We start from the raw sequence: 22,612 nt of genomic DNA, 5'->3' as shown, positions 1-22,612 counted from the left end.
GGCCGGCGTTTGTCCTGATTCGATTCGCCGCGCGGATCAGCTGCCCGGATTGAACCCGATCGTGCGGCGGGTGGTGACCGGCGCATCCAGCGGCTCGAAGCGCCAGCGGCGCACCGCGTTCAGCGCCTCGCGATCGAATACGCGGGCCGGCGTGGCGCGAACGACGCGCGCGTTGGTGACCGAGCCGTCGGTGCCGACGGTGATTTCCACCAGCACCTCGCCCTGGGTCCCCGAACGCAGGGCTTCGGGCGGGTAGCGCGGGGCCGGCGTGCTGACCGCACGCAGCGTCTGCGCCGGCGCGGCGGCGGGAACGGCGGCACGCGCGGCCGCCGCCTGGCGTTCGGCCGCTTCGCGCTGCGCGGCAGCTTGGCGTTCGGCTTCCTGGCGGGCCGCTTCCTGACGCGCCGCCTCCTGCTGCTGGGCCAGCTGCTGGGCGGCCGCGGCCTCGGCGGCACGCTGCTGCTCGGCCTGCTGGGCCAGGCGCTGCTGCTCCTTCAGGCGCGCCTCTTCATCGGCCTTGGTCTTGGCGTCGTCCGTCACCGCGCGCTGGGCGACGGCCTGCTGGGCAGCGGCGATGCTCTGCTGCAGGCGCGGCAGCGCCGGTGCCTTCGGATCGGCCTTCTCGATGATGGCCGACAGGCGCTGGGCCTCGGTGAACTCTTCCCGCGCGATGCTCTGTTCGGCCGCGATCAGCGTGTAGGGCATCAGGTCGGTCAATGCGCTGGTCACGCCCGGATCGTTGGGCAGCTTGTCGCGCAGCGCCAGGTAGTACTCCATGGCGTTGTCGCCGCCCGGCGCGTAGATGCGGTTCTCGCGCAGCGCCTTGGTGGCGGCTTCGCGCAACGCGTCGGCATCCATTGCCTGGACTTCGGCCGAAACCGCAGGCGGCGGCGCGGTGGGTGTGGCGGCCGCAGACGTGGTGGCGGGCGCGGCTTCGTCCTGCTTGGAGCACGCCGCCACGGCGACGATCAGCAGCAATGGCGCGACGTAACGCAGGCGTCCGGTCGTGTTGGTCAAGGACATCGGTTTCAACTCCCCCAGGTGCATTTTTCTAATGTTGGCGACGCGGTCCCGGCCCGCGCAGCGCGGGTCCGGACATGGATGGTCAGCGCAGGCCCGTCGCCGCACGGCGGCCATGGGCCCGGTGCGAAGCGGCACGATGCCTTCCGGGTACCCCTACCCGGTGTTCAGGGTACGTCGCCACCTTGCTGCCGACACTTGACCTGCGTCACAGTTTTGATGGGCTCCACCCTGTCTGCATCACTTGCCGATGCAGAAGGTGGAGAAGATGTGGCCCAGCATGTCGTCGGCGCTGAGGCGGCCGGTGATCTCGCCCAGCGCGTCGTGGGCCAGGCGCAGCTCTTCGGCCGCCAGTTCAAGGTGTTCGTGCCGCAGCTGGTCGGCGGCGGCACCGGCGTGCACGGCGGCGCGCTGCAGCGCGTCCACGTGACGGGCGCGCGCCGAGAACTCGCCATCGCCGGCCTCGCCGGACTCCGCGCCGGCCAACGCACGCAGGCGATGGTGCAGGCGGTCCATGCCGATGCCGTTGGCGGCGGACACATGGAGGCTGTCGCCATCGTCCGCCGGCACGCGCGCCAACAGATCGACCTTGTTGTGGATCCACAGCACTGCGGGCACGCCCACGATGTCGTCGGCGACGGCCGCCCGGCCCGCCGCCGGATCGCGCGCGTCGACCACCGCCAGCGCCACGTCGGCGCGCTGCAGTTCGGCGCGGGCGCGGCGCATACCTTCGCGCTCGATCGCATCGCCGCCGTCGCGCAAACCGGCGGTGTCCACCAGGTGCAGTTCCAGTCCGTCCAAGCGGATGGTTTCGCGCAAGGTGTCGCGGGTGGTGCCGGCGACATCGGTGACGATGGCACGGTCGCTGCCGGCCAACGCGTTGAGCAGCGAACTCTTGCCGGCGTTGGGCGGGCCGACGATCACCGCATGCACGCCGTCGCGCAGCTTGCGCCCGCGTTCGGCATCGGCGATCAGCGCGTCCAGCTGCTGCCGGGCTTCGGCCAGGCGCAGACGGACCTGTTCGCCGCCGAGCGTGTCGAGGGACTCGTCGGCGAAGTCGATGGCGGCTTCCACGTGCACGCGCAACGCCAGCAGCGACCGGCCGATGCCGTCGACACGCGCGGAGAACACGCCATCGAGCGCGCGCCGCGCGGCGCGTGCGGCGCGCGCATCGGCGGCCGCGATGAGATCGGCGATGGCTTCGGCCTGGGCGAGATCGAGCTTGCCGTTCAGGAAGGCGCGTTCGGAGAACTCCCCCGGCCGTGCCATCCGCGCACCTAGTGCGCAGGCGCGCGCGATCAGCTGCTGCAGCACGACGGGACTGCCGTGCGCCTGCAGCTCCACCACGTCTTCCCCGGTGAAACTCGCCGGGCCGGGAAACGACAGCGCGATGCCATCGTCGATCGTGCCGCCGTCGGCATCCAGGAACCGTACGTGGTGCGCACGGCGCGGCGACAGCGCGCGCGCGCAGACCGTCTCCGAGATCGCCTGCGCGCGCGGTCCGGACAGGCGCACGATGCCGACGCCTCCCGCACCGGGAGCCGTGGCGATGGCCGCGATGGTGTCCTGCGTTGGCGTCATGTGCCTGGGTGCGACGAAGAGGTTTCAGCGTAACGGAAAAACGAAGCCCGCCGGAAGGCGGGCTTCGTCGTATCGCAATGGCGCGCGATCACTTCGCGATGGCGGTCTTCGGCGGCGTAGCCGATTCGCCATGGCGCTTGGTCATCCACCACTGCTGCAGCAGGCCCAGCGCGCCGTTGGTGACCCAGTACAGCACCAGGCCCGACGGGAAGAACGCCATCATCACGCCGAACACCAGCGGCATGAACTGCATCATCTTCTGCTGCATCGGATCCATGCCCGGCGCCGGCGTCAGCTTCTGCGTGAGCCACATGACCAGCATGTTGAGCACCGGCAGGATGAAGTACGGATCGCGCGCGGTCAGGTCCTGGATCCACGCGAACCACGGTGCCTGGCGCAGCTCCACGGTTTCCACCAGCACCCAGTACAGCGCCAGGAACACCGGCATCTGCACGAGGATCGGCAGGCAGCCGCCCATCGGGTTGATCTTCTCCTTCTTGTACAGCTCCATCATGGCGACCTGGAACTTCTGCTTGTCGTCGCCGTAGCGTTCCTTCAGCTGCTGGATGCGCGGCTGGAACTTGCGCATCTTGGCGAAGCTCTTGTATTGCGCGGCGGACAGCGGATAAAGCGCCAGCTTCACCAGGATCACCAGGCCGATGATCGACCAGCCCCAGTTGCCGATGAAGCCGTGCAGGAAGTTCAGCACCCAGAACAGGCCCTGGCCCAGCAACGCGAGGATCGCGAACTGGCTGTAGTCCACCACGCGGTCGATGCCGGGCGCGTTGATGGCGTGGATCTTGTCGACCAGCTTCGGGCCCACCCACAGGCGCGCGGTGGTGGTGGCCTGCTGGCCGGGGCCGACGTTGACGCCGGGGCCCATCTCGCGGATCAGCGCGCGTGCGCCGTTGTCCGGGGTGTCCAGCGAGATGGTGGTGGTGTCGTCGGCACTGGGGATCCACGCACTGAAGAAGTGGTGCTGCGGAATCGCGATCCAGCCGCCCTTCACCTGCGCGTTGACGCGGCCGTCTTCCAGGTAGTCCTCGTTGAACTTGCGGCGCTGGTAGCTGCCGTCCCACCACGTGGCGCCGTTGAAGCTGAAGGACTCGGGATTGGTCATGCCGCTCTTGACCTGCGGCGGCGTGCGCAGCAACTGGCGGTAGACCGTACCCTGCCATGTGCCGGTGCCGGCATTGACGACCTGGTCGCGGACTTCGATCTCGTAGCTGGCACGCTTGAAGGTGTAGGTACGGCGGATGGTCACGCCCTCCGGACCCTGCCACACGAACGGCACGCTTAGGCTGTCGCTGCCCTTGGCCAACGCGACTTCGCCCGCCCCGTTCTCGGGCACGAAGGCGTGATGATCGGGCGCCTTCGACCCATTGCTCACCCAACCGCTTTCCGCCGTATAGAAGTGCTGCGGATCCTCGCTGAAAAGGCGGACCGGACCACTGCCCGGCGTCTTGCTCTGGGGATAGTGCAGCAGATCGGCCTGCAGCACGCTGCCGCCGTCCAGCACCAGGCGCAGCACGTCGGTGTTCACCGTCACCCGCGGCGCCGCCGCAGCGCGGGGAGCCTGCGTGACGCCCGGCGTGGCCACCGGAGCCGCCGGTACCGTGCCCGTGGCGGGCGCTGCATCGGTTGCGGTGGGTACGGTGCTTCCGGCCGGCGCCGTTGCGGTCTGCGCCGCGACCGCTGGCTGGGCGGGCGCCGCCTTGTCCCGGCTCCATTCGAACCACAACAGGGTCGCCACCATTAGCCAGGCGAAGATCAGGAATACACGGGTCTGGTTCATCAGGCAGGCAGTCTCAACCGGCGTCGGAAACCGGTTTGGTCGGATAAGAAGGAGTGGTAGGCGGCGCGGGGGAATTCAAGCCCGGCGGCATTGTGCCGCCCGGTGCGGATGCCGGCAATGCGCCGGCGCGCGCCAGGACGCGTTCGAACGTCGCACGCAGCTGGCCTGGATCGGCTTTCGCCGCCGGCGGACGCGCGACGACGACGTAGTCGCCGCCCGGCAGCGCGGCACGGAGGCGACGGAAATGCTCGCGCAACCGGCGCTTGATGCGGTTGCGGCCCACGGCGCGCGTATCCACCTTGCGCGACACCGCCAGGCCGAGGCGCGCGGCGCCGTCGCCCGGCAACCAGTGCAGGCTCATCAGGGGATCGGACGTGCGGCGGGCCTGCTCGAACACGCGCGCATAGTCGGCGCTCGCGCGTACCCGTGCGCTGCGCGGAAAAGCCGTGCTCATCTCAGCAAGAAGCCCGCTCGTGAACGGGCGGGCTCCTTTTGATACGGGGAACGCATGGATGCTGGCCGTCGAACGACGGCCGAGCCATCAGGCGGTCAGGCGCTTGCGGCCCTTGGCACGGCGACGGGCCAGGATCTTGCGGCCATCGGCCGTGGCCATACGGGCACGGAAACCATGGTCGCGCTTGCGCTTGAGGTTGCTGGGTTGGTAAGTGCGCTTGGTGGCCATGGGGCCCTCGTGCGTGTTCGGGTGGAAAGAACCGGAAATTCTATAGGAACCGCCGGGTTACGGTCAACTCCCTCCGTGCTTTCGATGGATATGCCGCCCAGCGACGGTGGGCGCACTGCCATTCGTCCTTTCATCCACATCTTATACACAGGATCGTTGGCGGGTCCCGGCGCCGGTGGTAGTCTGGCCGACCCCATGGATTCCGCCCCGCGCTGCCCCCGGCAATGCGGGATGCCCCCGTTCCGCCCCCACTTGCGAGTTGTTCCACCTGATGGATGCCTGGCCCCGTTGCCTCGAACGCCTGGAAGCCGAATTGCCGGCCGAGGATGTACACACTTGGCTGAAGCCGCTGCAGGCCGAGCAGCGCAGCGACGCGATGGTGCTGTACGCACCCAACGCGTTCATCGTCGAACAGGTGCGCGAGCGCTACCTGGGTCGCATCCGCGAGCTGCTGGATTACTTCGCCGGCCACGATGACGTGTCCCTCGAAATCGGCTCGCGCAGCAGGGCGGCCGAGCCGTCGACCAGCGCCGCGGCCCCTGCGGGCGTGAGCACGGCCGCCCCTGCGGAGCCGTTCGCCGGCAACATGGACCTGCACTACACCTTCGACAACTTCGTCGAGGGTCGCAGCAACCAGCTGGGCCGCGCCGCGGCGTGGCAGGCCGCGCAGAAACCCGGCGACCGTGCGCACAACCCACTGCTGCTGTACGGCGGCACCGGCCTGGGCAAGACGCACCTGATGTTCGCCGCCGGCAACGAGATGCGCCGGCAGAACCCGAATGCCCGCGTGCTGTACCTGCGCAGCGAGCAGTTCTTCAGCGCCATGACCAAGGCGCTGATCGAAAAGTCGATGGACCAGTTCAAGCGCCGCTTCCAGCAGGTCGATGCGCTGCTGATCGACGACATCCAGTTCTTCGCCGGCAAGGACCGCACGCAGGAAGAGTTCTTCCACACCTTCAATGCGCTGTTCGACGGCCGCCAGCAGATCATCCTGACCTGCGACCGCTATCCGCGAGAGGTGGAAGGCCTGGAACCGCGCCTGAAGTCGCGGCTGGCCTGGGGCCTGAGCGTGGCGATCGACCCGCCGGACTTCGAGACGCGTGCGGCGATCGTGCTGGCCAAGGCCCACGAGCGCGGCGCGCAGATTCCCGACGACGTGGCCTTCCTGCTGGCCAAGAAGATGCGCAGCAACGTGCGCGATCTGGAGGGTGCGCTCAATACGCTGGCGGCCCGCGCCAACTTCACCGGGCGCGCCATCACCACCGAGTTCGCCCAGGAAACCCTGCGCGACCTGCTGCGCGCGCAGCAGCAGGCCATCAGCATCCCCAATATCCAGAAGACCGTGGCAGACTACTACGGTCTGCAAGTCAAGGACCTGCTGTCCAAGCGGCGCACGCGCTCGTTGGCGCGCCCGCGGCAGGTGGCGATGGCCTTGGCCAAGGAACTGACCGAACACAGCCTGCCGGAAATCGGCGACGCGTTCGCCGGTCGCGACCATACGACCGTGCTGCACGCCTGCCGGCAGATCCGCACCCTGATGGAGGCGGACGGCAAGCTGCGTGAGGACTGGGACAAGCTGATCCGGAAGCTCAGCGAGTAAGCGCGGGTCGTCCTGAGGCGACCTTCTCGTTCACGCGGTATCCGGGCCAGCGCTTCACGTTATACGGCAAGTGAGGGGGGTGTTCCGTGCGCGCGGGTCGAGTGGTCCTCTACGTCGCCTGACGTGTCGTTTTCCTCTTCGAGATTGTTGCCTCAGTCCGCCACCGCACCCGTGGCGACACTGTAGGCAAGCCGGTGAACCGCGGCAACGCATAACATCGGGGACAAGCAGGCCTGCCTTCTGTGGATAAGATGTGCGTGGAATCGGGCCGGAAAGTTGTCCACAGGTTTCTGCATAGGCACACCCGACCCTGTCCACCGGGTTGCAGGAAGAATAAATCAAACAAATTCATAAGGTTATGTTGGTTTTCCCGGATTTCTGGGCCTACCATCACCACCAGCTTTTAAGCTTTTAGTCTTCAAAATCCAAAGCGAAGGGGCTCCAACACTCATGCGTTTCAGTCTGCAGCGCGAAGCTTTCCTCAAGCCCTTGGCCCAGGTGGTCAACGTGGTCGAACGCCGGCAGACGCTGCCGGTACTGGCGAACTTCCTGGTTCAGGTGCAGAACGGCCAGCTGTCGCTGACCGGTACCGATCTGGAAGTGGAGATGATTTCGCGCAGCGCCGTCGACGACGCGCAGGACGGCGAAACCACGATTCCCGCGCGCAAGCTGTTCGACATCATTCGCGCCCTTCCCGATGGCAGCAAGGTGACCGTCAGCCAGTCCGGGGACAAGGTCACCGTGCAGGCGGGCCGCAGCCGGTTCACCCTGGCAACCCTGCCGGCCAACGATTTCCCGTCGGTGGACGAGGTGGAGGCGACCGAGCGGATCGAAGTGCCGGAAGCGACGCTGAAGGAACTGATCGAACGCACCTCGTTCGCCATGGCCCAGCAGGACGTGCGCTACTACCTCAACGGCCTGCTCTTCGACCTGAGCGAACGGACGCTGCGTTGTGTGGCGACCGATGGTCACCGACTGGCCATGTGCGAGTCGCAGCTGGAAGGCGCGCCCGTGGGCAAGCGCCAGATCATCGTCCCGCGCAAGGGCGTGACCGAGCTGCAGCGCCTGCTGGAAGGCGGCGATCGCAGCCTCGAGCTGGAAGTCGGCCGCAGCCACATTCGCGTGAAGCGGGACGACGTGACCTTCACCTCCAAGCTGATCGACGGCCGCTTCCCCGACTACGCCGCGGTGATCCCGATCGGAGCCGACCGCGAGGTGCGGCTGGACCGCGAAGTATTGCGAGCTGCCCTGCAGCGCGCCGCCATCCTGTCCAACGAGAAATACCGGGGCGTTCGCGTCGAGGTGTCGCCCGGGCAGCTGAAGATCAGCGCCCACAATCCCGAGCAGGAAGAAGCGCAGGAAGAAATCGAGGCCGACACCAAGGTCGATGGCCTGGCGATCGGCTTCAACGTCAACTACCTACTGGATGCCTTGTCGGCCCTGCGCGACGAACATGTCGTGCTGCAGTTGCGGGACGCCAATTCATCCGCCCTGGTGCGCGAGGCCAGCAGCGAGAAGTCACGCCATGTGGTGATGCCGCTGCGTCTCTGACGTTCCTGTTCCACGTGAAACACATCGGATCGCCCGGCCCTGTGCCGGGCGATCCGGTTTTAGGGGTCTGTGTCCCTGTCCGGGCACCCCATCCCTCACAGCCGTTTCGGCCTGGCACGCTACAATTCATCATGCCCCCGCTTTTCCGTACCCGGACGACCTCTATTCTGCGCCTGCGCGATGAGGGCCGGGTGGCCATGCATGACGGGGCGGGTCTGTGCAGGTAACCCGACTGGAGGCCAGCGGCCTCAGGCGTTTCGAACGGGTGACGCTGGCGCCGCAACCCGGACTGAACCTGATCACCGGCGACAACGGTGCGGGCAAAACCAGCCTGCTGGAGGCATTGCACCTGATGGCCTACGGACGCAGCTTTCGCGGCCGGGTGCGCGATGGTCTTGTCAGGACGCAGTCCGAGGCGGTGGAAGTCTTCGTGGAGTGGTGCGAAGGTGACCCACTCCGGCCTCGCCGTGGCGGTCTTCGGCACACGGGGCAGGCCTGGACCGGGCGGCTGGATGGCGAGACGGTGGCCCAGCTTGGCGATCTTTGCGCGGCCCTGGCGGTCGTGAGCTTCGAGCCTGGGAGCCACGCCTTGGTGACGGGCGGTGGAGAACCACGCCGCCGCTTCGTGGATTGGGGCTTGTTCCACGTGGAACAGGGGCGGGTGGCAGGGTTCCTGCCCCTCTGGCGGCGTTATGCGCGTGCGCTCAAGCAACGCAATGCCCTGCTGAAGGCCGGGATCGGTGGCGGACAACTCGATGCCTGGGACCATGAACTGGCTGACGCCGGTGAACCGCTTACCGACCATCGCCAGCGCTACCTGGATGCCTTGCAGCAGGACCTCACCGCGGTCGTGTCCGATCTGGCGCCCTCATTGGGTGCGGCGACCCTGATGTTCCAGCCGGGCTGGCGTCGCCATGAACTGGCGTTGGGGGACGCTTTGCTGCTGGCCCGTGAGCGTGACCGTGCGGCCGGCTACACCACGGTCGGTCCCCACCGGGCCGATTGGCGGATCGACTATTCCACCCTGCCCCAGCGTGAAACCCTGTCGCGTGGCCAGGCCAAGCTGACGGCGCTGGCTTGCCTGCTGGCGCAGGCCCAGGATTTCGCCCGTCGGCGCGGCGAGTGGCCGATCATGGCCCTGGATGACCTGGCCTCGGAGCTGGACCGTCACCACCAGCGGCGCACCCTGGAGCGCCTGCTGGCGAGCGGTGCCCAGGTTTTCATTACCGGGACGGAACCACCGGCAGGGTTGGCCGGCACCGGGGTCGCACCAACGCTGTTCCACGTGGAACACGGCACCGTGCAGCGTCTCGGCTAACCCGGTCGCCGGGGCTAAGTGCGCACCAGTGCTATAATTCCGCTTTGATCCCTTGGCCTGCGTAGCGCGCCCACCGACCCGGTGACGCGACGCCCGCCTTGCAGCCGACACGAAGCGAATGACCGACGAAACGACCTCTTCTGCACCCAACGGCAATACGTACGACGCCAACAGCATCACCGCACTGGAAGGTCTGGAAGCGGTCCGCAAGCGCCCCGGCATGTACATCGGCGACGTGCATGACGGCACGGGCCTGCACCACATGGTGTTCGAAGTCGTCGACAACTCCATCGACGAAGCCCTGGCGGGTCACGCCGACCATGTCGCGGTGACGATCCACGCCGATGGCTCGGTGTCGGTGTCCGACAATGGCCGCGGTATCCCGGTCGGCAAGCATGCGCAGATGAGCGCCAAGCTGGGGCGCGAGGTATCTGCGGCCGAAGTCGTCATGACGGTCCTGCATGCCGGCGGCAAGTTCGACGACAACAGTTACAAAGTGTCCGGCGGCCTGCACGGCGTCGGCGTCAGCGTGGTCAACGCGCTCTCCGAGAAGCTGCAGCTGGACATCTTCCAGGGCGGGTTCCACTACCGGCAGGAATACAGCAACGGCGCCGCCCTGGGGCCGTTGAGCCAGCTCGAAAGCACCACCAAGCGCGGTACCACCCTGCGCTTCTGGCCGTCGGTGACCGCTTTCCACGGCAACGTCGAATTCCACTACGACATCCTGGCCCGCCGCCTGCGCGAACTGTCGTTCCTCAATTCCGGCGTCAAGATCGTGTTGGTCGACGAGCGTGGCGAGGGCCGTCATGACGATTTCCACTACGAAGGCGGCATCCGCAGCTTCGTGGAGCATCTGGCGCACCTGAAGACGCCGCTGCACCCCAACGTCATCGCGGTCAGTGGTGAGCAGAACGGCATCACGGTGGAAGTCGCCCTGCAGTGGACCGACGCCTACCAGGAAACGATGTTCTGCTTCACCAACAACATCCCGCAGAAGGATGGCGGTACCCACCTGATCGGCTTCCGTGCCGCGCTGACGCGCACGCTGACCAATTACATCGAACAAAACGGGATCGCCAAGCAGGCCAAGGTCAATCTGTCCGGCGACGACATGCGCGAAGGCATGATCGCCGTGTTGTCGGTGAAGGTCCCGGATCCGAGCTTCTCGTCGCAGACCAAGGAGAAACTGGTCAGTTCCGACGTAAGGCCGGTCGTTGAAAGCACGTTCGGTGCACGTTTGGAGGAGTTCCTGCAGGAACACCCCCATGAGGCCCGCGCCATCGCCGGCAAGATCGTCGACGCCGCCCGCGCCCGCGAGGCCGCCCGCAAGGCCCGCGACCTGACCCGCCGCAAGGGCGCCCTGGATATCGCCGGCCTGCCCGGCAAGCTGGCCGACTGCCAGGAGAAGGATCCGGCGCTGTCGGAGCTGTTCATCGTCGAGGGCGACTCGGCCGGTGGTTCCGCCAAGCAGGGTCGCAACCGCAAGAACCAGGCGGTGCTGCCGCTGCGCGGCAAGATCCTCAACGTGGAACGCGCGCGCTTCGACCGCATGCTCGCGTCGGCCGAAGTCGGCACGCTGATCACCGCGCTCGGCACCGGCATCGGCAAGGACGAATACAACCCCGACAAGCTGCGCTACCACCGCATCATCATCATGACCGACGCCGACGTCGACGGGTCGCACATCCGCACGCTGCTGCTGACGTTCTTCTACCGGCAGATGCCGGAGTTGATCGAGCGCGGTCACGTCTACATCGGCCTGCCGCCGTTGTACAAGCTCAAGCAGGGCAAGCAGGAGCTGTACCTGAAGGACGACGCAGCACTGAACGTCTACCTGGCGAACAACGCGGTGGAAGGTGCGTCGCTGATTCCCGCCGACGGCGAGCCGCCGATCTCAGGCGAGGCGCTGGAGAAGCTGCTGCTCGTCTTCACGACCGCGCGCGACGCCATCGCACGCAACGCGCACCGCTACGATCCGGCGCTGCTGGAGTCGTTGATTGATTTCACCCCGCTCGATGCCGAACACCTGCAGCAGAACATCGATGAGCGGCATGAACTCGATGCTCTCGAAGCCAAGCTCAACCGTGGCAGCCTGGGCAGTGCGCGCTATTCGCTGACGCTGCAGTCGGCCACCGAACAACGCCCTGCCGCGCTGCTCGCCACGCGCCGCCACATGGGCGAGGAGCTGGTGCAGGTGCTGTCGCTGTCGGCGTTCGAGAGCGGCGAACTGCGTCCGCTGCGCGAAGCCGCCGCGCTGCTGCACGGCCTGGTGCGCGAAGGTGCGCAGGTCGTGCGCGGCAACAAGGCGCAGCCAGTGGCCACCTTCGCCGAAGCGCAGGCCTGGTTGATGGAAGAAGCCAAGAAGGGGCGCAGCATCCAGCGCTTCAAGGGCCTGGGCGAAATGAATCCCGAGCAGCTGTGGGATACCACGGTGAACCCGGACACGCGCCGCCTGCTGCAGGTCCGCATCGAGGACGCGGTGGCCGCCGACCAGATCTTCAGCACCCTGATGGGCGATGTGGTCGAGCCGCGACGCGAGTTCATCGAGGACAACGCGCTGAAGGTATCCAACCTCGACGTCTGACGCCGCCATGAGCCAGGTCCGCACGCCCGATGCGGCGACGTTGCCGCTGCCACTGCGCAGCGTACTGCCGGCGTTCGGCCTGGACGTCGGCATCGCCATGGCGCTGTCGGTGTCCATCATGATGGCGGGCCTGTTCGGATGGGCGGCATGGCGCGGCATCCAGCTGGCGCAAGCCGCGGAGGGCGCGCCGGGTGCGACCGCGCTGCAGTCCACGCTGGGCGCGCCGCCGGTACTGTTCCTGATCGTGATGACGCTGCTCAGCACGGGGGGCACTGCCCTGGTGCTGTACCTGTGGCGCCGCCGTGCGACAGCGGCCGAACGGCGTGGATCCGCCGAGCGGCTGCGCCGGCCTGTCACCTGGCTTTGGGCGGCAGGTGCGGGACTGGCGACCTTCCTCTTCAGTTCGCTCATGAGCGCCGGCGGTCGCGCGCTCGGACTGGATCTGCAGGCCAGCAACCTGGACCTGATCCGCGAAGGCTTCGCGCGATTTCCCGTGTTCCTGGCGCTGTTCGCCGTGGTGCTGGCGCCACTGTACGAAGAGCTGCTGTTCCGGCGCGTCCTGTTCGGACGGCTATGGCATGCGGGATGGCCGGTACTGGGTATGGCGCTGAGTAGCCTGATCTTCGCGCTGGTCCACGAAATGCCGGGGCTCAACGGCAAGCCGGCCGGCAGCACGGCCTTCCTGATCCTCGTCTACACCGGCATGGGGGCGATCTTCGCCTGGGTGTACCGCCGCACGGGAACCCTGTGGGCACCGATTGCGGCCCACATCCTGAACAATGCGATAGCGCTGGCTGTCCTGCAGGTTTACGGCAGTGCGCCGGTCTAATGTGATTGACGAAAGTTTAAGACACGCTTGCCCAGACTCTGTCCCCACGCAATATCGCAGGGGGCGAGCATGAAACACCGGATCCTCGGAACGGCCATGGCGCTGGCGCTGACCGCATGCGCCACCACCACCTCGCCCACCGGCCGCACGCAAATGGTCGGCGGCGTCTCCCAGGCGCAACTGGATCAGCTGGGCGCGCAGGCGTTCGCCGAAACCAAGGCGAAGGAAGCCCTCAACCGCGATGCACGGCAGAACGGCTACGTCACTTGTGTGGTCAACGCGCTGGTACGCCAGCTGCCGCCCGAACAGCGCCGCGTCGCGTGGGAAACCGCCGTGTTCGCCGACAACGAGCCCAATGCCTTCGCGTTGCCGGGCGGAAAGGTGGGTGTCAATACGGGAATCTTCACGGTCGCCAAGAACCAGGACCAGCTGGCCGCCGTCCTGGGCCATGAAATCGGCCACGTGATCGCACGACATCACGAAGAACGCATCACCCGCCAGATGGGTGCGCAGGCAGGTCTTGGCGTACTGGGTGCGCTGGCCGGTGCGCGCTATGGCGAAGGTGCGGCCAACACGGTCAACCAGCTGGGTGGAATGACCGCGCAAGCCGCCTTCCTGCTGCCGGGCTCGCGTACGCAGGAAAGCGAGGCCGATGTCGTCGGCCAGCGGCTGATGGCGCAGGCGGGCTTCGATCCCCGCCAGGCTGTGGGGCTCTGGCAGAACATGATGGCCGCCAGCGCGAATCGGCCGCCGCAGTGGCTGTCCACGCATCCGGATCCCGCCAACCGCATCCGCGAGCTGGAACGCGATGCACCTTCCCTCGTGCCCACGTACGAGGCGGCCAGGAGGGCCGGAAACGTGCCGAAATGCGGCTGACACACGGCTCGGTATTGCTGCTAAGCAGCACCTGAAACGGTATCCGCCCACCCTCGGTTTCTGTTAGTTTTGCCGGCCCCGCACGTCGGCGGGATGCCTTGTCATCTCCCGCATGGCCCCATGAGGTTTAGACATGAAGCTCCGTAATCCCAAGACCACCCTGCTCAGCCTGGCCCTGGTGGCCGCGTTCTGCGGTGGCGCCGTCCTCGATGCGAACGCGGCCCGCCGCGGCGAGCAGAAGAAGGAGGAAGTCCTGTTCCCGGACACGACGCGTCAGGAGCCTGAGGCCAAGGGCTCGCCCAAGGTACTGACCAAGCTCAACAAGCTGATCGAGGCCTACAACAAGGCGCTCGAGCAGGAAGACGAGGCCAAAGCCACCGCCGGCTACACCACCGCCCGCACGCTGGCGGACGAGATCATCGCCAACGGCTCGGCGAACGCTTACGACAAGGCGCTCGCGGCCCAGATCGCCTCGCAGGCCGCGCTGAACACCGACGATGAAGCCGCCGCCGAGGGCTACCTCAAGCAGGCCATCGATGCCAACGCCCTGGGCAACAACCAGCACTTCCAGCTGATGCTGCAACTGGCGCAGCTGCAGCTGCAGAAGGACGACTACACCAACGGTTTCGCCACGCTGGACAAGTACCTGGCCGAATCCAAGAGCAAGCGCCCGGCCGATTTCGCCTTCAAGGGCCAGTACCTCTACCAGGCCGACCGTTTCGCCGAGTGCATCCCGCCGTTGAAGCAGGCCATCGAGACCTCGACCAATCCCGAAGACAAGGTCGACAACTGGACGCAGATCCTGATGGTCTGCTACCAGGAAGCCGGACAGCTGGCCGAAGCGGTCAAGGTGGCCGAACAGCTGGCCGCCAAGTCGCCCACCGACAAGCGCGCGCAGATGAACCTGGCCAGCATCTATCTCAATTCGGAGCAGGAGGCCAAGGCGGCCGCCGTGCTGGAGAAGCTGCGCGCTGCCGGCCTGATGACGGAAGAGAAGGACTACCGCCAGCTCTATCTGACCTACGCGAACATGGACGGCAAGGAGAAGGACGTGATCGCCGTGGTCAACGAGGGCCTGCAGAAGGGCGTGGTGAAGCCGGACTACCAGACCTATCTGGCGCTGGCGCAGGCGTATTACTACTCCGAGCAGATCCCGCAGGCGATCGAGGCCTGGCAGAAGGCGGCGCCGCTGTCCAAGGACGGCGAAACCTACCTCAACCTCGCCCGCGTCCTGTGGCAGGAAGGCCGTGTTCCCGAAGCCAAGGTCGCGGCTCGCGCCGCGCTGGAGAAGGGTCTGAAGAAGCCTGACGACGCCAAGAAGATCATCGCGCTGCCGTAACGCGATTCCGTGACACCGAAGGCCAAAAATCCGTACGGATGATGGCACCGGAGCGTCGGATTGGTATAAGCTGAGGGTTCCGCCGGTGAAAACCTCACCGGCAGGGCCCAGAATCAACGAGACGCCCAGGCGTCCGTATCAACCTTGAGTTAATTGGCGCATGGCTGAACAACTGGTCATCAACAGGTACCGGGAAGAAGAAGAGGACACCAGCCTCAACTGGCCCCGTATCATCGGTATTGCCTTCGTGATCGCGTTGCATGCAGCCGCCCTGCTTGCGCTGTTGATCCCGGCCGTAGCCCCGCCGGCGGAAAAGGAGCAGGAGCGCCGCACTTCGGTCGTCATCGTCGATGCGCCGCCGCCGCCGCCACCGCCGCCGCCGCCGCCGCCGAAGCAGGACACGCCGCCGCCGCCGGTCAAGAACCTGGCGCCGCCCAAGACCACGCCGCTGCCGCCGCCGCCGGAAGCACCGCCGGTCGACGTCGCCGAACCGCGTCCCACCGACATCGTGACGCCGCCGTCGCCCCCGGCCCCGCCGGCCCCGATCGCCGACGTTGCCGCCACGGTGGACATCTCGTCCAAGAACATGAACCCGCCGCGTTACCCGCCCGCCGCCGCGCGCGCCGGTATCGAAGGCACGGTCATCCTGATCATCGACGTGGACGCCAACGGCAACGTGACCAACGTGGCGGTGGAAAAATCCAGCCGCAACCGCGATCTGGACCGCGCCGCGATGGAAGCCGCCCGCAAGTGGCGCTTCAATCCGTCGGTGGTCAACGGGCAGAAGGCCGCAGGCCGTGTCCGCGTGCCGGTCGATTTCAACATGGGTGGTTGAGGGCGGTCGCCGCTCTCGTCCCCGTTTCGTTCGTAACCCGCAACACTCTCAATCAACACTTATATAAAGGTAAGCGTCATGCTGCAGGAAACCCTTTTCGCCGCCGCCGCCGGGGGCACCAACGCCGCGAATGCCCTGTCGCAGATGGGCTTCGAGCACATGATCAGCGAAATGATCAACAAGCCCGGCGAGTTCATCGTCTCCTGGGTCGTGCTGCTGACCCTGGTGATCATGTCCGCGATGTCCTGGTACTGGACCGTCATCAACGTGCTGCGCAGCACCCGCCTGAAGGGCCAGGCCGACCGCGTGACCAGCGCCTTCTGGGAAACCCCGAACGCGCAGGACGCCATCCGCCTGATGGAAGAACAGCCGAAGAACGAGCCGTTCTCCAAGATCGCCCTCGACGCCGCCCAGGCCGCCGCGCACCACCAGCGCGCCGAAGGTTCGGGCACGGGCCTGGGTGAAACCCTGAGCCGCTCCGAGTTCGTCGACCGCGCACTGCGTCAGGCCGTGACCCGCGAGAGCACCAACCTGCAGGGCGGCATGACGCTGCTGGCCACCGTCGGTGCGACCGCGCCGTTCGTGGGTCTGCTGGGTACGGTGTGGGGCATCTACGGCGCCCTGATCCGCATCGGCGCGACCGGCCAGGCCTCGATCGACGCCGTCGCCGGCCCGGTGGGTGAAGCGCTGATCATGACCGCCATCGGTCTGTTCGTCGCCATCCCGGCCGTGTTCGCCTACAACTTCTTCAGCAAGACGAACGCGGCCGTCATCGCCAAGTTCGATACGTTCGCGCACGACCTGCACGACTTCTTCGCCACCGGCTCGCGCGTTCGCTGAGCCGGCGGTACAAGCAGTCAACGCAACGTTTAGACGGAGCCCGTCATGGCTTTCAGTAGTGGTAATAGCGGTGGCCCGATGGCCGAGATCAACGTCACGCCCCTCGTGGACGTGATGTTGGTGCTGCTGATCATCTTCATCATCACGGCGCCGCTGATGTCGCACAAGGTGAAGATCGAACTGCCCGAGGCGAACCTGGTCCAGGACAAGGACAAGGAAGCGCCCAAGACCCCGCCGATCACCATCTCCGTGAAGGAGAATGGCGACCTGTTCTGGGGCGACGAGCCGGTCAGCAAGGAAATCCTGGAATCGCGCCTGTCCAGTGCGGCCCAGCTGCAGCCGCAGCCGAAGCTGAACCTGCGCGGCGACAAGACGACCAAGATGGGCACCATCGCCGAGGTCACCAAGATTGCCCAGAGCCAGGGCATGCTGGACATCGGCTACGTGGCCACGAAAGAGAAGGGGCAGTAAGCCATGGCATTCAGCAGTGGTGGAAGCAAGGGTCCCATGGCCGACATCAACGTCACGCCCCTGGTGGACGTGATGCTGGTGCTCCTGATCATCTTCATCGTGACCGCGCCGATCATGACGTACCCGATCGAAGTGGCCCTGCCGCAGCGCGTGATCAACCCGCCGCCGCAGGTGCGCGAGCCGCCGCCGCCGATCGACCTGCGGATCAACGCGGACGGCACCGTGTACTGGAACAACAGCCCCGTGAACGTGGCCGACCTCCAGCGGAAGATGGAAGACGAAGTGCAGCGCGATCCGACCAACCAGCCGGAGCTGCGCATCGAAGCGAACTCGGAAGCGCATTACGAAGTGATGGCCAAGGTCCTGGCCGCCGCCAAGAACGCGCAGATGATGAAGATCGGTTTCGTGCAGTAACCCTGACGCGCAACTTACCTTTGAACGCCGCCCACCCGGGCGGCGTTTTTTATTGGGCCGCCCCCCCCCTCTTGCGGGGGTGCGGGGACGGGCGTAGCGTCGGGGGCACGGTCCGACAGAGGAGGTGTGCCATGGCGTTCTCCGCTCCCGCAAGCCGTCGTGAACTGGCCGAGATCAACATCACCCCCCTGGTGGACGTGATGCTGGTCCTGCTGGTGATCTTCATGGTCACCGCGCCGCTGCTGTCCCGCCCCATCGACGCCCAGCTGCCGCAACCTGTCCCGGATGCACAGCGCGTACCGCCGAACGACCTGGTCCTCAAGCTCGGGCTGGCCGGCGACTACACGCTGGACGACCGCCCCGTCTCGCTGGCCGAACTGCGCGTTCGTCTGGAAGACGCACGCATCGCCGATCCGGAGACGGTGCTGCAGGTGGAAGCCTCCGCCGGCGCCGACTACCAGCAACTGGTCAGCGCACTGGCACAGGCGCATGCCAGCGGCATCGGCCACATCGTGATGAGGGACTGACCGGCACCGGCCGCGGGAGATACTCAGCCGCGGCCACCGCCCGCCTGCGTCCGGCGCAGGATCTGCAGGTAGGCCTTCACGGTCGCATCGAGTCCGGCGTACAGCGCTTCGCCGATCAGGGCGTGGCCGATGGACACCTCGAGTACCCCCGGGACGTTGGCCACGAACATGCCCAGGTTGTCCTGGCTGAGGTCGTGCCCCGCGTTGACGCCCAATCCCAGGGCCTGCGCCTGGCGTGCGGTCGCGGCACAGCGGGCCAGTTCGGTGGCCGCGTCACCGCGGGCGGCGGCTTCGGCAAAGGGGCCGGTATAGAGCTCGATCCGGTCCGCGCCCATCCGTACCGCCTCTTCCAGCCCTTCGCAGCCCGCGTCAGCGAACAGGCTGACCCGGCAGCCCATCGCCTTCAGCTGGGCCACGAGCGGCTGCAGGCGCGCGCCGTCGCGTGCGAAATCGAACCCATGGTCCGATGTGATCTGGCCGTCGTCATCCGGCACCAGGGTCGCCTGCGCAGGGCGTACTGCCTCGCACAGGGCAAGGAAGCCGGGATACCCCGCACGCGGCGGCGCGAAGGGGTTGCCCTCCACGTTCAACTCCACCCCGTGTTCGCGCGTCAGCGCCGACAGCGCATGCACGTCGGCGCTGCGGATGTGACGCTGGTCCGGGCGCGGATGAACGGTGATGCCATGCGCGCCGGCCGCCAGGCAGGCTCGCGCCGCGCGCACGACATCCGGCTCATTGCCGCCGCGGGAGTTGCGCAGCACCGCGATCTTGTTGACGTTGACGCTGAGCTGGGTCATGGCGCGGGAGGCTCGGAGGGAGGCGCCGCGCTCGCGCGCCGTGCTTCGGCGATCTCGCGCAGCCGGCGCAATTCCGCCGGGTCGATCATCATCGAGGGGTCCTGGCTGCCCTCGCCGGCGCGGCGCGCATACCAGCCCATGATCCACACCACGAACAACACCAGCGAGGCCAGCAGGGCGACCACCATCACCGGCGTCGAGGTGACCGTGAAACCGACATACAGCGCGCCCACCGCCATCAACAGGAAGAGCCAGTGCATCATCCACCCCCGGGTTGCTGGCGGCATCTTAACGCCTGCGCCGCAGGCCAAAAACCGCCGTGCTTCACAGCAACGGCGACAGCAGGCGGGCCAATGCCTCGGGCAGGCGGTGCCGCCACAGCGAGCGGTCGCGCTGCACCCTCACCGGCTCGCACGCGGCGATCTCGCCCTCCAGCCATTGCGCCAGCGTGCCTGCCACCCCGCGGTCGCGGAACATCATGGAGATCTCGAAGTTGAGGCGGAAGCTGCGGTGGTCGAAGTTGGCGCTGCCGATGATGGCCAGCCCGTCGTCGCAGAGCAGCGCCTTGCTGTGCATCATGCGCGGGCCGTACTCGTACACCTTCACGCCCGCGGCGATGAGCTCGTCGAAATACGAACGCGCCGCCAGCGTCACCAGGCGCGAATCGCTGACCTTCGGGACCACCAGGCGCACGTCCAGCCCGCCCAGTGCCGCCGACGTCAACGCCATGCGTGCGGCTTCGCCCGGCACGAAGTAAGGCGTGACCAGCCATACGCGCTGTTTCGCCTCGTGGATGGCCGCCACCTTCATCCGGTGGATCGGCTCCCACGCCGAATCCGGTCCCGACACCAACGCCTGCGCGGCGATCCCCCCACGGATGCTGGCGTCGGCCGCACTCCACAGCCGTGTACCCTGGAAGTCCTTTCGCTGCTGCCCGGTGGCGTACACCCAATCTTCGACGAACACCTGCTGGATGTTGCGGACGATCTCGCCCTCCAGCCGCAGGTGCAGGTCGCGGTAGGCGTCCTCGCGCAGGGACTCGTCCTCGTCGTCGGTCACGTTGATGCCGCCGGTGAAGGCGATGCGGCCGTCGACCACGACGATCTTCCGGTGCGTGCGCAGGTTGAGCCAGGGCCGGGTGAAGGGCCGGAACCGGGTCGGATGGAACCAGGCATACTCGCCGCCGGCGTCCAGCAGGGGACGCAGGGCGCGCTTCTTCAACCGGTTGGAGCCCACCGCGTCGAGCAGCAGACGCACCTTGACGCCTTCACGCGCCTTCGCCGTCAGCGCCTCCAGCACGCGCTGGCCCGTCCGGTCCCCGTTGAAGATGTAGTACTCCAGGTGGATGTGGTTCTCGGCCACAGCGATCGCGTCCAGGATGGCCTGATACGTCGCGCAGCCGTCCACCAGCTGCTGCACCGACGTGGCCGACGACGGCGGCAACCCAGTGATCTTCTGCGCGAGCATGGGCAACTCGGCACTGTTGCCGTCGGTGGGCGCGAAGACCTCGTAGCGCCCCACGCCTTCGCGCGAACGCGTGCGGCGCAGCTGGTGGCGCTTGATACGCTGGGGACCGAACAGGAAATAGATCAGGTACCCCAGGTAGGGCAGCAGCGCCAACGACAGCAGCCAACTGAGCGTGGCCACGGGTTCCCGCTTCTGCAGGACGATCCAGGCGCACAGCGGCACCAGGTAGAGCAGCCACGCGCCGGCGATCCACCACTGCAGGTGCGGCAGCGAGCCGAGGATGTCGCGGAGGGTGCCGAGGGCATCGTGCATACGCCGATTCTATGCGGTGTCGCGGGGCTTGCGACGCGGGCGGCGTAAGCTGCGCCGATGACGACGCGTACTCGACCGGGCATCAAGGGACGCGGTTCCACCGGCTACCTGCCCGGCCGTTTCGCCGTAACCACGCCGGATGCGGTCGACGATGGCTGGCACGACGCCGACACCGAAGGCGACCCGTCATCGTCTCCGCATACCGAGCTGCGCGAGGAAGTCGCGCGCAGCGTCATCACCCGCAACCAGTCGCCCGACATCCCGTTCGAGCAGTCGCTCAACCCCTACCGGGGCTGCGAGCATGGGTGCAGCTACTGCTTTGCGCGTCCGTCGCATGCCTATCTCGACCTCTCGCCCGGCCTGGATTTCGAAACCCGGATCTTCGCCAAGACGAACGCGCCCCAGATCCTGCGCCAGGAGCTGTCGAAGCGGGGCTACCGGCCCAGCCCGATCTCGCTGGGCATCAATACCGACGCCTACCAGCCGACTGAGCGCAAGCTGCAACTGACCCGCCGCATCCTGGAAGTGCTGGCGGAGACGAAGCACCCGGTTTCGCTGATCACCAAGAATGCCCTGATCGAACGCGACCTGGACCTGCTGGCGCCGATGGCGCGCGAGCGGCTGGTGCATGTCTACCTGTCGATCACCACGCTCGACAACGGACTGTCCTCGCGGCTGGAGCCGCGCGCGTCCGCGCCGCACAGCCGCTTGAAGACGGTGGCGCGGCTCAGCGAGGCGGGCGTGCCGGTGGGCGTGATGTTCGCCCCGGTGATTCCCTGGGTGAACGACCACGAGCTGGAAGCGGTGCTCGAAGCCTCGCGCGATGCCGGCGCCACGGCGGCCGGCTACGTGCTGCTGCGCCTGCCGCACGAAGTCGCGCCGCTGTTCCGCGACTGGCTGCAGACGCACCTGCCCGATCGCGCCGCGCACGTGATGAGTACCGTGCAGCAGCTGCGCGGTGGCCGGGATTACGACAGCCGGTTCGGCGTGCGCCTGCGCGGTGAGGGCGTGTACGCCGACCTGCTGGCGCGGCGGTTCGCGCTGGCGTTGAAGCGCTTGGGCTTCGAAGGACGGCGCCATCCCCCGTTCGACGGCACGCGCTTCGTGCCGCCCCGCGTGCCGTCGCCGCAGGGCGAGCTGTTCTGACGCCGGCGACGGCACTACTGCGACGATCGGTCACGTGGCGACCCGCCGACGGGCAGGGACAATCCACCCTCCCCGCCGTGCGCCCCGTGCCGATGATCCAGTCGCTCTACCTTGCCGGTCCCGACATCTTCCGCCCCGATGCCGCCGCCCGCGGCGAGCAGCTCAAGGCGCTGTGCGCACGTCATGGTTTTGAAGGCCTGTTTCCGCTGGATGCCCAGGTGGCCGGCCACGCCACCGGCGATCCGCTGGAGACCGCGCGCTGGATCTACCGTGCCGACATCGGCCTGCTCGACGCGGCCGATGCGGTGCTGGCGAACCTGGATTTCTTCCGTGGCGCCGAACCGGACAGTGGCACCTGCTTCGAAGTGGGCTATGCCATCGCCCGCGGCAAGCCGGTCTACGGGTACGTGCCCGAAGGCGGCAGCCTGGCCGAACGCATCCGCCGGCGCTGCCCGGAATACCTGGGCGAAGACGCCGGCAACGACATGCAGGGCTGGCAGCTGGAGGAGTTCGGCCTGCCGCTCAACCTGATGCTTGCCGTGCCCTGCGTGATGGTGGTGGGCGATGCCGAAGCGGCATTGCAGCGCCTGCGCCACGACCTCAACGCCCGTCGCAGGACCGCCTGAGC

Annotated in this window: 22 protein-coding genes; 14 read left to right on the top strand and 8 right to left on the bottom strand. The window is 67.0% G+C overall.

Annotation, left to right across the window (positions count from 1 at the left end):
- Positions 1-36 precede the first annotated feature (36 nt).
- From V8246_RS12485 to rpmH, 5 genes are all read right to left on the bottom strand, one after another.
- On the bottom strand, positions 37-1,023 hold the full coding sequence (locus tag V8246_RS12485; RefSeq protein WP_336189440.1) for an energy transducer TonB: 987 nt from the start codon (positions 1,021-1,023) through the stop codon (positions 37-39).
- A gap of 237 nt (positions 1,024-1,260) precedes the next feature.
- On the bottom strand, positions 1,261-2,601 hold the full coding sequence (mnmE, locus tag V8246_RS12480) for a tRNA uridine-5-carboxymethylaminomethyl(34) synthesis GTPase MnmE (protein ID WP_336189439.1): 1,341 nt from the start codon (positions 2,599-2,601) through the stop codon (positions 1,261-1,263).
- 88 nt (positions 2,602-2,689) lie between these two features.
- Positions 2,690-4,396, bottom strand: coding sequence for a membrane protein insertase YidC (yidC, locus tag V8246_RS12475; RefSeq protein WP_336189438.1), 1,707 nt, complete (start codon positions 4,394-4,396; stop codon positions 2,690-2,692).
- 13 nt (positions 4,397-4,409) lie between these two features.
- Positions 4,410-4,850: a ribonuclease P protein component gene (gene rnpA / locus V8246_RS12470; RefSeq protein WP_336189437.1), complete on the bottom strand. Its 441-nt coding sequence runs from the start codon at positions 4,848-4,850 to the stop codon at positions 4,410-4,412.
- Between the two features lie 87 nt (positions 4,851-4,937).
- On the bottom strand, positions 4,938-5,078 hold the full coding sequence (gene rpmH / locus V8246_RS12465) for a 50S ribosomal protein L34 (protein ID WP_027083663.1): 141 nt from the start codon (positions 5,076-5,078) through the stop codon (positions 4,938-4,940).
- A gap of 271 nt (positions 5,079-5,349) precedes the next feature.
- Here rpmH and dnaA point away from each other — a divergent pair, with 271 nt between their 5' ends.
- From dnaA to V8246_RS12405, 12 genes are all read left to right on the top strand, one after another.
- Complete coding sequence (dnaA, locus tag V8246_RS12460; RefSeq protein ID WP_336189529.1) at positions 5,350-6,678, top strand: chromosomal replication initiator protein DnaA; 1,329 nt, start codon at positions 5,350-5,352, stop codon at positions 6,676-6,678.
- Between the two features lie 450 nt (positions 6,679-7,128).
- The gene (dnaN, locus tag V8246_RS12455; protein WP_336189436.1) at positions 7,129-8,229 is read left to right on the top strand and encodes a DNA polymerase III subunit beta; all 1,101 of its coding nucleotides are present in this window, start codon (positions 7,129-7,131) and stop codon (positions 8,227-8,229) included.
- Positions 8,230-8,461: 232 nt separating this feature from the next.
- Entirely contained in the window at positions 8,462-9,547 is a 1,086-nt protein-coding gene (recF, locus tag V8246_RS12450) for a DNA replication/repair protein RecF (protein WP_336189528.1), read from the top strand.
- Between the two features lie 118 nt (positions 9,548-9,665).
- Positions 9,666-12,131 carry a DNA topoisomerase (ATP-hydrolyzing) subunit B gene (gene gyrB, locus V8246_RS12445; protein WP_336189434.1) on the top strand — a complete coding sequence of 822 codons (2,466 nt, stop codon included), beginning with the start codon at positions 9,666-9,668 and terminating at the stop codon, positions 12,129-12,131.
- A 7-nt stretch (positions 12,132-12,138) separates the two neighbouring features.
- A complete protein-coding gene (locus V8246_RS12440) occupies positions 12,139-12,960 on the top strand; it encodes a type II CAAX endopeptidase family protein (protein ID WP_336189432.1) in 822 nt (273 codons plus the stop codon).
- A gap of 69 nt (positions 12,961-13,029) precedes the next feature.
- Positions 13,030-13,836 (top strand): M48 family metallopeptidase, encoded by an 807-nt coding sequence (locus tag V8246_RS12435; protein ID WP_336189431.1) that lies wholly within the window; start codon positions 13,030-13,032, stop codon positions 13,834-13,836.
- A gap of 133 nt (positions 13,837-13,969) precedes the next feature.
- Positions 13,970-15,175, top strand: a complete 1,206-nt coding sequence (locus tag V8246_RS12430; RefSeq protein WP_336189430.1) for a tetratricopeptide repeat protein — start codon at positions 13,970-13,972, stop codon at positions 15,173-15,175.
- A gap of 160 nt (positions 15,176-15,335) precedes the next feature.
- Positions 15,336-16,010 carry an energy transducer TonB gene (locus V8246_RS12425; RefSeq protein ID WP_336189429.1) on the top strand — a complete coding sequence of 225 codons (675 nt, stop codon included), beginning with the start codon at positions 15,336-15,338 and terminating at the stop codon, positions 16,008-16,010.
- A gap of 78 nt (positions 16,011-16,088) precedes the next feature.
- Entirely contained in the window at positions 16,089-16,850 is a 762-nt protein-coding gene (gene exbB / locus V8246_RS12420) for a TonB-system energizer ExbB (RefSeq protein WP_336189428.1), read from the top strand.
- A gap of 45 nt (positions 16,851-16,895) precedes the next feature.
- Positions 16,896-17,321 carry a biopolymer transporter ExbD gene (locus V8246_RS12415; protein WP_162109039.1) on the top strand — a complete coding sequence of 142 codons (426 nt, stop codon included), beginning with the start codon at positions 16,896-16,898 and terminating at the stop codon, positions 17,319-17,321.
- 3 nt (positions 17,322-17,324) lie between these two features.
- Complete coding sequence (locus tag V8246_RS12410) at positions 17,325-17,735, top strand: biopolymer transporter ExbD (protein ID WP_162109040.1); 411 nt, start codon at positions 17,325-17,327, stop codon at positions 17,733-17,735.
- Positions 17,736-17,866: 131 nt separating this feature from the next.
- Positions 17,867-18,262, top strand: coding sequence for a biopolymer transporter ExbD (locus V8246_RS12405; protein WP_162109041.1), 396 nt, complete (start codon positions 17,867-17,869; stop codon positions 18,260-18,262).
- A gap of 23 nt (positions 18,263-18,285) precedes the next feature.
- Here V8246_RS12405 and V8246_RS12400 read toward each other — a convergent pair whose 3' ends face one another.
- The 3 genes from V8246_RS12400 to cls form a co-directional block, all read right to left on the bottom strand.
- Positions 18,286-19,059, bottom strand: a complete 774-nt coding sequence (locus V8246_RS12400) for a pyridoxine 5'-phosphate synthase (protein ID WP_336189426.1) — start codon at positions 19,057-19,059, stop codon at positions 18,286-18,288.
- Positions 19,056-19,319 carry a hypothetical protein gene (locus V8246_RS12395; protein WP_185897177.1) on the bottom strand — a complete coding sequence of 88 codons (264 nt, stop codon included), beginning with the start codon at positions 19,317-19,319 and terminating at the stop codon, positions 19,056-19,058. The genes V8246_RS12400 and V8246_RS12395 overlap by 4 nt, the downstream gene beginning before the upstream one ends.
- 64 nt (positions 19,320-19,383) lie before the next feature.
- Entirely contained in the window at positions 19,384-20,838 is a 1,455-nt protein-coding gene (gene cls / locus V8246_RS12390) for a cardiolipin synthase (protein WP_336189424.1), read from the bottom strand.
- A gap of 57 nt (positions 20,839-20,895) precedes the next feature.
- Between cls and V8246_RS12385 the strand changes: the two genes are divergently transcribed.
- Both V8246_RS12385 and V8246_RS12380 read left to right on the top strand, forming a co-directional pair.
- Positions 20,896-21,984 (top strand): PA0069 family radical SAM protein, encoded by a 1,089-nt coding sequence (locus V8246_RS12385; protein ID WP_336189423.1) that lies wholly within the window; start codon positions 20,896-20,898, stop codon positions 21,982-21,984.
- Between the two features lie 92 nt (positions 21,985-22,076).
- Complete coding sequence (locus V8246_RS12380) at positions 22,077-22,610, top strand: nucleoside 2-deoxyribosyltransferase (protein ID WP_336189422.1); 534 nt, start codon at positions 22,077-22,079, stop codon at positions 22,608-22,610.
- The last annotated feature ends 2 nt before the right edge of the window (positions 22,611-22,612 follow it).

Origin of the sequence: Pseudoxanthomonas sp. F11 (assembly GCF_037046485.1) — a bacterium.
In the GTDB taxonomy this organism is placed as follows: Bacteria; Pseudomonadota; Gammaproteobacteria; order Xanthomonadales; family Xanthomonadaceae; genus Pseudoxanthomonas_A.
Note: the sequence above shows the minus strand (reverse complement) of the source record. Positions and strands in the feature narration are given on the sequence as shown.